At 63.9% G+C, this 12,168-nt stretch carries 11 protein-coding genes and 1 tRNA gene; 3 read left to right on the plus strand and 9 right to left on the minus strand.

Annotated elements, in window-relative coordinates; all coding sequences use genetic code 11:
* Positions 1-12: 12 nt before the first annotated feature.
* Complete coding sequence (locus tag FCS99_RS06650; RefSeq protein ID WP_138511307.1) at positions 13-1,731, minus strand: carboxylesterase/lipase family protein; 1,719 nt, start codon at positions 1,729-1,731, stop codon at positions 13-15.
* Positions 1,732-1,840: 109 nt separating this feature from the next.
* Positions 1,841-1,916: transfer RNA gene (locus tag FCS99_RS06655), tRNA-Lys, on the minus strand.
* A gap of 117 nt (positions 1,917-2,033) precedes the next feature.
* On the opposite strand from FCS99_RS06655, the gene FCS99_RS06660 reads away from it, so the two are divergent.
* Positions 2,034-2,657, plus strand: coding sequence for a hypothetical protein (locus tag FCS99_RS06660; RefSeq protein WP_138511308.1), 624 nt, complete (start codon positions 2,034-2,036; stop codon positions 2,655-2,657).
* Between the two features lie 125 nt (positions 2,658-2,782).
* Positions 2,783-3,355, plus strand: coding sequence for a PRC-barrel domain-containing protein (locus FCS99_RS06665; protein ID WP_138511309.1), 573 nt, complete (start codon positions 2,783-2,785; stop codon positions 3,353-3,355).
* A gap of 105 nt (positions 3,356-3,460) precedes the next feature.
* Here FCS99_RS06665 and FCS99_RS06670 read toward each other — a convergent pair whose 3' ends face one another.
* The 3 genes from FCS99_RS06670 to queA are packed head-to-tail and all read right to left on the minus strand — an operon-like array spanning position 3,461 to position 6,188.
* A complete protein-coding gene (locus tag FCS99_RS06670; protein ID WP_138511310.1) occupies positions 3,461-3,988 on the minus strand; it encodes a GNAT family N-acetyltransferase in 528 nt (175 codons plus the stop codon).
* A gap of 2 nt (positions 3,989-3,990) precedes the next feature.
* On the minus strand, positions 3,991-5,133 hold the full coding sequence (tgt, locus tag FCS99_RS06675; RefSeq protein ID WP_138511311.1) for a tRNA guanosine(34) transglycosylase Tgt: 1,143 nt from the start codon (positions 5,131-5,133) through the stop codon (positions 3,991-3,993).
* Complete coding sequence (queA, locus tag FCS99_RS06680) at positions 5,130-6,188, minus strand: tRNA preQ1(34) S-adenosylmethionine ribosyltransferase-isomerase QueA (RefSeq protein WP_138511312.1); 1,059 nt, start codon at positions 6,186-6,188, stop codon at positions 5,130-5,132. Before queA ends, tgt begins: the two co-directional genes overlap by 4 nt.
* A gap of 85 nt (positions 6,189-6,273) precedes the next feature.
* On the opposite strand from queA, the gene FCS99_RS06685 reads away from it, so the two are divergent.
* Positions 6,274-7,257, plus strand: coding sequence for an endonuclease/exonuclease/phosphatase family protein (locus tag FCS99_RS06685; protein ID WP_171036272.1), 984 nt, complete (start codon positions 6,274-6,276; stop codon positions 7,255-7,257).
* A gap of 69 nt (positions 7,258-7,326) precedes the next feature.
* Here FCS99_RS06685 and FCS99_RS06690 read toward each other — a convergent pair whose 3' ends face one another.
* The 4 genes from FCS99_RS06690 to gyrA all read right to left on the minus strand — a co-directional run bounded on the left by FCS99_RS06690 (position 7,327) and on the right by gyrA (position 12,157).
* Positions 7,327-7,779, minus strand: coding sequence for a peptidylprolyl isomerase (locus tag FCS99_RS06690; protein ID WP_138511314.1), 453 nt, complete (start codon positions 7,777-7,779; stop codon positions 7,327-7,329).
* Positions 7,780-7,784: 5 nt separating this feature from the next.
* Positions 7,785-8,744: a peptidylprolyl isomerase gene (locus FCS99_RS06695; protein ID WP_138511315.1), complete on the minus strand. Its 960-nt coding sequence runs from the start codon at positions 8,742-8,744 to the stop codon at positions 7,785-7,787.
* Between the two features lie 2 nt (positions 8,745-8,746).
* The gene (gene coaD / locus FCS99_RS06700) at positions 8,747-9,235 is read right to left on the minus strand and encodes a pantetheine-phosphate adenylyltransferase (RefSeq protein ID WP_138511316.1); all 489 of its coding nucleotides are present in this window, start codon (positions 9,233-9,235) and stop codon (positions 8,747-8,749) included.
* Between the two features lie 81 nt (positions 9,236-9,316).
* A complete protein-coding gene (gene gyrA / locus FCS99_RS06705; RefSeq protein ID WP_233352688.1) occupies positions 9,317-12,157 on the minus strand; it encodes a DNA gyrase subunit A in 2,841 nt (946 codons plus the stop codon).
* Positions 12,158-12,168 lie beyond the last annotated feature (11 nt).

Genomic DNA, 12,168 nt, shown 5'->3' on the forward strand with positions numbered 1-12,168 from the left:
CGATCGGGCGTGCTAGTCAGCCTGACAGGCCAGAACCGGATCGAAGACGCTGGCCAGAGCGGGCTGGCCGGATACGATCAGATCGCGAATCCGACAGCGTTGCACACCGTCGATTCGATCATCAGCGGCGAGATCCGTCGCGATGCCGAGCGGGCTCTCCGTGCGCGAGAAAACCTCCGGTCCGCCATCCGCCCGCGTATCGAAACGCAGGGCCGCGCCCGTATCGGTCCATTGCGGCCACACCGGCCCCATGCCGATCCCGTCGCCTGGCTCTCCATGAGCCGCAAAATAGGCCCAATAGGCACCCATCGTATCCGCGAGCTCGATACGCGCCGCTTCGTTGCGGTCGGTGAACAGGACCCGGTCATAGGATCCGAACAGCTCGAAATGGTTGAAGACGAAGGGAATCTCCATGGCGTGCGAAGCCCCGAGCAAGGCGCCGGTATCCGTGACCAGAAAAGAACCGCCCTCATCCCAGTCAAACCGGTAGGACCACAAATCCTGGCGCCCATTGGCCGCCAGCCGGTTCAACAAACCGTCGACGGCATTATAGCGCCAATTGCGGCTGGGATATTCGACGGCCGCCTCATAGACGTCCCGGTCGCGCAGCCAGACCAGCGGTCCCAGGCGACGCGTCAATTGCGGATCGAAAGCCAGATAGAGCTTCATCTCGTCGCGATTGGTGCCGGTGATCAGCGGAACCTGTGCGAACCCGTCGGGGTCCTCGGCGGCGGCGAGAATCCCGCCCTCTCGCAGGGTGACGCCATCCTCGATCATGCGTGGCAGTGAGGTCAGCTCGCCTGCCTCATCCCGATAGGGCGCAAACACCGACTCCAACGGCACGGCACGCAGAACGTCCCCGTCCGCGTCAGGCCCCGCCATCGCTGCGGCAGCAGCCAGACCGGCCACGGCATCGGCTCCGCCCCCCTGTTCGGCGACCGCGAGCGGAACAGATGCGGTGCCGCCGCTTTGCATGATGGCCCGGTGGAACAGGCCGCGCGCCTGGGGCATCGCCATCAGACCGGCGATATTATAGGCGCCGGCACTTTCGCCAAACACGGTGACGCGGCCGGCATCGCCGCCGAAGGCCTGGATATTGTCCTGGATCCACTCCAGCGCTGCGACCAGGTCCAGCAGCGCAAAATTCGCGGCTGCATCTTCCGGCATGGCCGCGTCCTCCCGCAGGGCGGGATGCGCCAGGAAGCCGAGCGGGCCGAGCCGGTATTGCACGCTGACAATGATGACGCCCTGCTGGCTGGCCAGGCTGGATCCGTCATAGGCCGAGGACGAGCCCCAGACATTGCCGCCGCCATGAATCCACATCATGACCGGCAGGGCCTCGTCCGGCCGGACATCGCGGGGCGCATAGATGTCGAGAGTGAGGCAATCTTCCGAGCCGATCAGCTGGCCGACTTCCGCACCACCACTTGTAGACAGCGTATTGGTGACCTGCGGACAAACCGGCCCGGCCGTGATCGCGTCGAGGCGCGCGGTCCGAACCTGCGGCGGACGTGGGGCCCGCCAGCGCAACTCACCGATGGGTGGCGCAGCATAGGGCACAGCCATCCAGGCCGCTGCGCCGGTCTCGGTTTCAAAACCCGCGATTTCACCCTGTTCCGTGGGCCGAACCAGATCGTCAGCCACTACGGGGACAAAACCGGCCTCCTCGCCACCCGAACAAGCGGCCAGCACAAACCCCATCAGTCCAAGGACCAGTTTACGGATAGACATGTCGCCCCTCCCCGAGCCGGTCAGGAGGCTGGGGCGGTATCACCCGGGCGTCAAGCTTGTCAGGACGAAAATCCGGTTCCCATTCGCGGCCCTGAAGGCGGCGCGGGGATGGTGAGCCCGCAGGGATTCGAACCCTGGACCTACTGATTAAAAGTCAGTTGCTCTACCAGCTGAGCTACAGGCTCCCCTCACGAGGAGCGCGGAACCTATACGCGCGATTCCGGAGGGTCAATGTGGCTTTGCCACACGATTTCAGCATTTTTGATGAGATTTCAGCGCGCGCTTGGATTAAGCATAACGACATGAGGGGAATTTTGAGTATCGCAGTGTGTTGTGCGGCGGCTCTGGCGGCCTCTGCCTGCTCGTCCACGCGCAACACGGCCAGCATGGCGCGCAGTGAAACCGCGGACGCGCTGGAGGATGCTGTCGGCCTGCCACGCCAACGGCCCGGCACCATCATGGTTGATGAGGGCGACGACACCGTCCCCACCCCGTATGGCGGCGACGGATCGCGGCGGCGCTGTTCGACAGTCGCCCGGGATGTCGCCCGCCTGACCGCTGTTCTGGGTCCGGACATCGAAGAAGAACAGCGCCTGGCCGAAGAAGAAGATCATGACCACGACACCTGGATGGGTCAGGGCGCACATATCGCCGCCCAGGCACCGGATGCCGCGGCCGACGGGGCTCGCAGTCTCTATCGTTCCTCCATTGTCGGGCTGAACCCGGTCCGTCCGATCATCCGCTTCATCGGCCGCGCCGGCCAGATCGAGAGCGAGGCCCGCGAGCAGCGCGAAATGGCCCAACGCAGACGCGCCTATTTGCGTGGCCTGTATGACGGTTTTGGCTGCCCACCGGCCCAGATGCGCCGGGCCTTCGAGGCCTATGGCCTTGTGGAAGAAGACGGCGACGCCGCATCCCAGGATTAAAATTCGGTCATTTCTGCAACCGAAGCTGACCCCTCCTCGTTTTTGTCCCGAATGGCGATGCACACGCCTTCCCGGTCCGGACCTGTTGTCCGATCCGGTTCACGGAAAGAAACAAGGAGGTTGTCATGAAACCCATTTCGATCCTGATGCGTGCCACGGCCACTGCTGCCCTGACCGGTGCGGCCGTTTCTCTCACCGGCGCCGCCGCACTGGCGCAGGATGGTGAGCCTGACGAAACCATGACTGTTGAAGGCCAGGCCAATACGCCGCGTTCGAGCGAGTTCGTTCAGGACAATGACCTGCTGCGGGCTGCTGCCGAGGCCTGGGACAATTCCGACCTCGACCGCGCCCCCTATACCGACGACCACGCCTGGGTGGGCCATCAGGTCCAGGGTGAAGCCGGCGGCCGTCTGGGCGAGATCGAACGGGTCCGCCTGTCCGAAACCGGCGAGGTTGAAGCCATCGTCGTGGAAGCCGGCGGCTGGATGGATATTGGTGGCCGCGAGGTCCTGATCCCGCGCGATGAAGTAAGCTTCACCGAGGATTCGGAGACCGCGATCATCGCCCATACCCGGGTCGAGTTCGAAGCCCTGCCGCGCTTCAACGAGGATGCGGCCAGCGAGTTTCCGCTGTCGGACCGGGACTATGGGGACAATGAAAACGAGCAGGAACTGGATGACACGCCGTCCGGCTCGTAACGCATCCCCTCGCTTCAGCACCCTCCCCTTAGACTGAAGCGTCCCCGCGGCGCCCCTGGAAACAGGGGCGCCGTTTTTGGGTTTGGGGGAGGATAAGCATTCCGGTTACCCCAGCGCCCGATAAAAGAAGGTCGTCGAACAGGGTGTCCCGTCCGGGAAGAGCGCGTAGTCGGGGACCGGTCCGGCCTCGACCCAGCCGAGCTGGCGGTAGAGACTGTCGGCGGGGGATCCGGTCACCGTATCAAGCACCAAAGTGCGCAGCTTGCGGGACCGTGCTTCGGCTTCCAGCGCCTGCATCAAAAGCCGTGCGACACCGCGACGGCGCGCGGCAGGCGAAACCATGAGTTTGGCGACATCCCCGCGATGGGGCTGATTGTCCGGCAGACCGATGATGAGCTGGACCGTGCCCAGGAGTTCGCCGGTCGTTTCATCCTGCGCAGCCCAGATCAAGCGCTCGCCCGCCTCGACCTTGTTGGCAATGCCCGACCAGAAGGTCTGGGCTTGTTCCAAAGTGAACGGAGCCATGAAGCCGATCGAGGCGCCCGCCTCGACGCAGGCGGTCAGGAGTTGGGAAAAACCGGTGAGCTCGGCCCGCAAGGCGGCGTGACCCAACTGGCGGAACATCACGGTCATGGTCAGCCCGCCCGTTCCGCTGCTTCGGCCTGGCCCTCTTCCCATTTCGCCCGGAAGTCCCGCCGGAAGGTCTCGAATTCGCCGGCCATGATCGCGGCGCGCATGCGAGCGGTCAGGTCTTCGAAATAGGCGATATTGTGCCAGGAGAGAAGCATGGCCGAGAGATATTCCCCGGCCCGAAAGAGATGATGGAGATAGGCGCGGGAATAATCCGTGCTGGCCGGGCAGTTGATGTCCGGGTTGAGCGGACGCTCATCCTCGGCGAACTCGGCGCGCTTGATATTGATCGGACCATAATCGGACCAGGCCTGGCCATGCCGGCCGGAACGGGTCGGCAGGACGCAATCGAACATGTCGACACCGCGGGCGACCGCCTCGACGAGATCGATCGGCTTGCCGACGCCCATCAGATAGCGCGGACGCTCGGTGGGCAGGTGCGGTGTGGTGAAGTCGAGCACTTCGCACATCACCTCGAACCCCTCGCCCACGGCCAGGCCGCCGATGGCATAGCCGTCATAGCCGGTCTCGATCAGTTTCTCGGCGCTCTCGCGGCGGAGATTCTCGAAGACCGAGCCCTGGACGATGCCGAACAGGGCCTGGCTTTCGCGGGAGCCGAAGGCGGTCTTGGAGCGCTGGCCCCAGCGGATGGAGAGTTCCATCGACTGGCGCGCTTCCTTTTCGGAACAGCCAAAGGGCGTGCACTCGTCAAGCTGCATGGAGATGTCGGCGCCCAGAAGATCGGCCTGGATCTCGATGGAGCGTTCCGGAGTGAGATTGTGTTCGGACCCGTCGATATGGGAGCGAAATTTCACCCCCTTCTCGGTCATCTGGCGAAGCTTGGACAAGGACCAGACCTGGAAACCGCCACTGTCCGTGAGGATGGGGCCCTGCCAGGTGGAGAATTTGTGCAGACCGCCCAGGCGTTTCACCCGTTCAGCGCCCGGGCGCAGCATGAGGTGATAGGTATTGCCCAGGATGATATCGGCCCCGGTCCCCTTCACCTGATCCATGTAGAGCGCCTTGACCGTGCCGGCCGTGCCGACCGGCATGAAGGCGGGCGTGCGGATCTCGCCGCGCGGGGTTTTCAAGACACCGGTGCGGGCCGCGCCATCCGTGGCGTGGATTTCATAGGGAAAACTCGTCATGCGCTCCGCTCCAGAAGGCAGGCATCGCCGTAGGAGTAGAAACGGTATTCCGAACGGATGGCATGGGCATAGGCCTTCTTCATGACATCAAGCCCCGACAGGGCGCTGACCAGCATGAAGAGGGTTGAGCGCGGCAGGTGGAAATTCGTCATCAGCGCATCGGTGATGGCGAACTCGCTGCCCGGCGTGATGAAGATGTCGGTATCCCGGCTGCCGGCTTCGATCAGACCCGGGGCAGAGGCCAGACTTTCAATCGTGCGCAGGGCCGTCGTGCCAACCGGGATGACGCGCCGGCCTTCGGCCTTGGCCGCATTGATGGTACGGGCGGCCTCGGCGGAGACGGTGCACCATTCCGCGTGCATGCGGTGGTCCTCGGTATCTTCTGCCTTCACAGGCAGGAAGGTCCCGGCCCCGACATGCAGGGTGACATGAACAAACTCGACGCCACGCGTCTTGAGGTCTTCCAGCAGACGCTCGGTGAAGTGGAGGCCGGCCGTCGGCGCGGCGACGGAGCCGTCCTCTCGCGCAAACATTGTCTGGTAGTCTTCATTGTCCTGCTCATCGACACCGCGCTTACGGGCGATATAGGGCGGCAGGGGCGGCGCGCCGGTGGCGGCAATGGCTTCGTCAAGCGCGGTACCGGTCCGGTTGAAACGAAGACGCGTATCTCCGCCTTCGGACTTGCCGGTGATTTCCGCCTCCAGCTCGCCGAAGGAGATCACGTCGCCAACGCGCAGGCGCTTGGCCGGACGGACGAAGGCCCGCCAGGTGGAGGCATCGACCCGCTTGTGAAGATTGACCTCGACAGCGACATCCCCGCCCCCGCCGACCGCACGGGCCGGACGCGTACCATCCAGGGCGGCCGGGATCACACGCGTATCATTGAACACCATGAGATCGCCGGGTCGCAGGATCGACGGCAGATCACGGACACCGCGATCCGCCAACTCGCCCTGGGCATTGACGTGAAGGAGACGTGCTGCGTCGCGCGGTCGCGCCGGACGCAGGGCAATGCGCTCCTCAGGGAGCTCGAAATCAAAATCGGATACGCGCATGGCGCAGGGGTCTAGCTTTCGCCACACGCAATCGCAATCATTGGTGTGCAATGGGTTCGAGTTTCTAGCAGCGGGTCCCTTCATCGTGCGTCATCCCCTTCTTGCCCTGGCCGCCCTGGCGGTGTGCGCCGGACTGGCCGTGATCCTGTGGATCGGGGGCCTGTCGCCCTGGCTGGACGTGTTCCGCCAGTTCTGGGGATTGTGGGTGGTGGTCGCCGGCCTGGGCGTCATCCTGACCCTGCCCAGCCGGTTGAAATGGGCCAAATGGGGGATGCTGGGCGTTTGGGCCGCGATTGCTGCACCGGGCGTGCCGGAGACGCTGGCGCGAATGGAAGCTCCGCCATCTTATCTGGAGGGCGACACTGTCCGCGTCGCCACGCACAATATGTGGGTCCAGAATACCGACCCCGAGCTGACATTGAATATCCTCACGGCATTCGACGCGGACGTGCTGGCGCTTCAGGAATCCAATGGCAAGGCCACGGATGTGGGATTCACACTCGCAGATGCCTATCCCCATGCCGCCCGTTGCCGGTCCACCCGGGTGCTGAGCCGGTATCAAATCCTGGAAAGCGGTTGCCTGGCGCGTCCTGCGCCGATTGACATGAGCACGGCCATTCCCTGCGACTGGGAAGTCCCGCCGGGGGTCTGGGCCCGTGTACAACTGCCTTCGGGACGCCGGGCGGTCTTCATCTCGACACACCTGACCTGGCCGATCCCCGGCGACACGCAGTCCTGCCAACGCGATGGCCTGGCCGCGGCCCTGGCCGGCCTGGCCGGTGACCCCATGGTGCTGATGGGCGATTTCAACGCCGCAGCGCCATCCCTGGCCCTGGCGCACATGGACGAGGCCTACGGGCTGCAGCGCCGGTCGCGCGGACTGGCGACCTTTCCGTCACAGTCCTTGCTGGGCGAATCCGGCTGGGCCGGCCTGGTCTCCGATCCGATGCTGATCGGGATCGACCATATCTATGCCAGCGGGGATTGGGTGACCGAGCACATCCGGGTCGGCCCAACGACCGGATCGGATCATCGTCCGCTGGTCGGGTCGTTGATCCTGACGGAGTGAATACTCCAAAGAAAAAGCCGCAGGGACCGGGTGCCCGCGGCTTTCTCGTTTCGGGTTCCAGGAACCGGATCAGGCTTCGACGATGCTTGCCTTGACGATCTTGCCCGGATTGGCCGGCGGCTCGCCTTTCGGCAGGGCATCGACATGTTCCATGCCCGAGATGACTTCACCCCAGACCGTGTACTGGTTGTTCAGGTAGGGCACGTCGTCCAGGCAGATGAAGAACTGGCTGGAGGCACTGTCCGGATCGGCGGCACGGGCCATGGACATGGTGCCGCGGACATGGGGTTCCGAATTGAACTCGGCCGGGATGTTCGTGCCGGAACCACCCATGCCATTGCCGTTCGGACAACCGCCCTGGGCGACAAAACCGTCGATCACGCGGTGGAAGGTCAGACCGTCATAAAAGCCGTCCTTCACCAGTTTGGTGATCTGCTCGACATGCTTCGGCGCCAGGTCCGGGCGCAGCTTGATGGTGACGTCGCCGCCTTCGAGGGTGAATACGAGTTGTTCTTCGGCCATGGGTCTTACTCCTCAATCCGGGTCGGCACGGGAATTTCGCAAATGTCAGGCAGGGCGCCCGCATCGTCGCGCAGGGTTTCAAGATAGGCCGCAAAGGCCTCGCTGTCGGTGTCGGCCACCTGGACCTCGATCTGCTCTTCGGCCGGCACATCACTGCCGACGCGCAGGGAGCGGATCACGTCTGGGCGGAAATCGGGATCTTCCATCGCGGTACCGACGGCGATCTGGTCAACGGCATCCATGCCCGAGCGAACCCGGCCCCAAACCGTGTAGGTCGCGTTGAGGTGCTCGGCATTGCCGGTGGTGATGTACCACTGGCTGCGGGCAGAGTTGGGGTCATTGGTGCGCGCCATCGCGGCCGCGCCGCGGCAGTGCAGGAGCCAGCTCTCAACCGCGCCATCCATGGAGATCATGGCCTGGGCGGACGGCTGGGTGCCGGCCGCAAAGCCGTTCCAGAAACCGGCGCGACCCATCAGGTTCAGGCCCGGATTGACAACCCGGTCCTGGATTTCCGTCATCGGCATTTCCCCCGGAATGCGGCGGGTGGTGAATTCGGCCTCGAGCGGTTCCTTGTCCGCCGCATGGCCCGGATTGGCGCGGGAGCCCCCGGCCTGGGCCATGAAGCCCTCGATCACCCGGTGAAAGACCAGGAAGTCGTAGAAGCGCTCATCGATCAGCTCGCGCATGCGGGCGACGTGATTGGGCGCGAATTCCGGAGCCAGCTCGATGATGACGCGGCCATGATCGGTCTCCAGATACAGGAGACGGTCCTGGTCGACGGTGCGCCAGGCCTCATCCGGCAGATTCCAGTCCGGCGCGGTTTCGACCGTTTCGGTCTGGGCCGTTGCCGTGCTGGACGCCGCCGAAGCCGCAGCCGCTTCGGCCTCCACATCACTGGCGGTTTCACGGGCACAGGCCGCAGCCGTCAGGGCCAGGGCGAGAGAGGCGGAAACTGTAAAACGCATGATCACGCAAGTCGCTCCTTGAGACGGGCTTCAATCGCGGGCGGCACGAAGTCGGAAACCCGTCCGCCCAGCGAGCAGATTTCCTTGACCAGCCGCGAGGCAATGGCCTGGTGGCGCGGATCGGCCATCAGGAAGACGGTCTCGATATCGTCATTGAGACGCTGGTTCATCGCGACCATCTGGAATTCGTATTCGAAGTCGGACACGGCGCGCAGGCCCCGCACAATGGACTGGGCCCCGACCTCTTCGGCAAAATGCATGAGCAGGCCATCGAAGGGGCGGACCTCGATATCCGCGACGCTCGAGAATTGCTCCACCTGGGAGCGGACCATCTCAACCCGTTCCTCCAGCGAGAAGAGCGGCTTCTTGGCCTCGTTGATGGCCACGCCGATGACCAGTTTGTCGACCATTTTCACGGCCCGGCCAATGATGTCGATATGACCATTGGTGATCGGATCGAAGGTTCCCGGATAAAGGGCGATGCGGGTCATGCGGTGCCTTTCTGGCCAGCCTGAAGCGCTTGTAGCGGGATTGGCCTCCGGGATCAAAACCTCCGGAGGCCAAATCCGCGTTTAGGTTTCCGGCGTGTCCCCGTCCGGTGTGTCATCGGAAGCGGCGGGCGGATCGGACGGAGCTTCACCGCCCTCGCCCTCGATCACCTGTCCCTCACCGTCTTCCACCACATCCTCATCATCCTGGGCATCCTGGATGCGGACGACGGCGACGACATTCTCGCTCTCATTGAGGCGGATCAGGCGGACACCGCGCGATCCGCGCGAGGCGATCCGGACCGTGTCGACCGGGAAGCGGATCAGCTGACCGGCATCGGTGACAGCCATGATCTGGTCGCTGTCATCCACCGGGAAGCTGGCCGACAGGGCGGTGCCACGCTTGTGGTCATGCGCCCAGACACCCTGACCGCCGCGATTCATGACGCGGAAGCCATAGGCCGAAGACCGTTTGCCGAAGCCGTCATTGCCGACGACGAGGAGGAATTCCTCTGCCGCGCCGAGCTCGGCGATGCGTTCGGCCGACAGGGCGGCATCCTCGATCGTGTCCTCTTCGGAATCGGCCGTGACCGCCTCTTCCTCTTCCCCGGTCGCCGCAGCCCGCATGGCCGCCGCGTGCTTGAGATAGGCGGTGGCTTCGGACGGTTCGATATCGACATGACGCAGGATGGTCATCGAGATGACCGTATTGTCCTCAGCCATGCGGATACCGCGCACACCGACCGAATTGCGGCCGGCGAAGACCCGGACATCGGAAACCCGGAAGCGGATCGCGCGACCGGTTTCGGAGACCAGGAAAACATCGTCATTCTCGGTACACAGGGCGACATTGATAATCCGGTCGTCCTCGCTCTCCAGCTTCATCGCAATCTTGCCGTTGCGATTGACCTGGACGAAGTCGGACAGCTTGTTGCGGCGGACCGTGCCTTTGTTCGTGGCGAACATGACGTCCATTTCCGCCCACACGCTCTCATCTTCTGGCAGCGCCATGATGGAGGTGATGGTCTCGCCTTGCTCCAGCGGGAGCATGTTGACGAGCGCCTTGCCACGCGTGTTCGGCGCGCCCAGCGGCAGACGCCAGGTCTTGGTCTTGTAGACCATGCCGCGATTGGAGAAGAAGAGCAGCGGTGCGTGGGTCGAGGCGACGAAGAGTGTGGACACGAAGTCCTCTTCCTTCATCGACATGCCCGAGCGGCCCTTGCCGCCCCGGCGCTGGGCCCGGTAATCGGACAGCGCCGTACGCTTGGCGTAGCCGCCATGGGTCACGGTGACGACCATGTCTTCCCGCGGGATGAGATCCTCATCCTCGAAGTCGAAGCCGGCATCGATGAATTCGGACCGGCGCGGCGTCGCGTAATTCTCTTTCACCTCGACCAGTTCGGACCGAATGATGTCGAGCACGCGCTGACGCGAGCGCAGGATGTCGAGCAGATCCTCGATCTGTTCGGCAAGCGTCGCGGCTTCATTGCCCAATTCCTCGCGACCCAGACCGGTCAGACGGTTCAGGCGCAGTTCCAGGATGGCGCGGGCCTGTTCCTCGGTGAGACGCAGGACATTGCCGTCACGCAAGACCGAGCGCGGATCGGCCACGAGTTCCACCAGCGGCGCCACATCAGCGGCCGGCCAGTCGCGCGACATCAGCTCTTCCCGCGCGGCCGCCGGGTTCGGCGCACGGCGGATCAGGGCGATGACCTCGTCGATATTGGCCACAGCGAGCGCCAGGCCGATGATGACATGGGCACGGTCGCGGGCCTTGTTCAGCTCGAACTTGGCGCGGCGTGCGACGACTTCCTCTCGGAAGCGCAGGAATTCCTTGAGGATATCCAGCGCACCAAGCAGCTGCGGACGGCCGCCGACCAGGGACAGCATGTTGGCGCCGAAGCTCGTCTGCATGGGCGACCAGCGATAAAGCTGGTTGAGGATGACATCGGCATTGGCATCGCGCTTCAGCTCGATGACAACGCGCAGACCATTGCGGTCCGACTCGTCGCGCAGGTCGGCAATGCCCTCGATCTTCTTCTCGCGAACCAGGTCGGCGATCTTCTCGATCATCGAGGCCTTGTTCACCTGGTAGGGAATTTCGTGGACGATGATGGCCTGACGGCCATTGCGCACTTCCTCGACCGTGGTGCGCGAGCGCATGACGATGGAACCGCGGCCGGTGGCGATGGCGTCGCGGGCACCGGAACGGCCCAGAAGGAGACCGCCGGTCGGGAAATCCGGTCCCGGCAGATAGTCCAGCAACTCGGTGTCCGTCAGCTGCGGATTGTCCATCAGCGCCAGCGTGCCATCGATCACCTCACCCAGATTGTGCGGCGGGATGTTCGTGGCCATGCCGACGGCGATGCCGTTGGCGCCATTCACCAGAAGATTGGGATAGCGTGCCGGCAGGACGACGGGTTCCTGGCGTTCGGCAGAATAGTTGTCGACGAAATTGACCGTGTCCTTGTCGATATCCGCGAGCAGGGACTGGGCGACCTTTTCCATCCGGGCTTCGGTGTAACGATAGGCAGCGGGCGGATCGCCGTCGATCGAGCCGAAATTGCCCTGACCATCGATCAGCGGCACGCGCATGGACCAGGACTGGGCCAGACGCACCAGCGCGTCATAGACGGCCTGGTCACCGTGCGGGTGATAGCGACCCATCACGTCACCGACGGCGGTGGCACATTTGCGGTAGGCTTTTTCGTGCGTCTGCCCGTTCTCGTGCATCGTGTAGAGAATGCGGCGGTGCACCGGTTTCAGACCGTCACGCGCATCCGGGATGGCGCGCGAGACGATGACGCTCATCGCGTAGTCCAGATAGGACGAACGCATCTCGTCTTCGATGGCAATATTGCCGATACCGTCCGGGAGACCGGAATCCCCACCGGCCGGGTTCAGATCGTCATCGTGATCGCTCAAGGCGGTCCTCT

This window comes from Maricaulis alexandrii (assembly GCF_005871165.1).
GTDB classification, from domain to species: Bacteria; Pseudomonadota; Alphaproteobacteria; order Caulobacterales; family Maricaulaceae; genus Maricaulis; species Maricaulis alexandrii.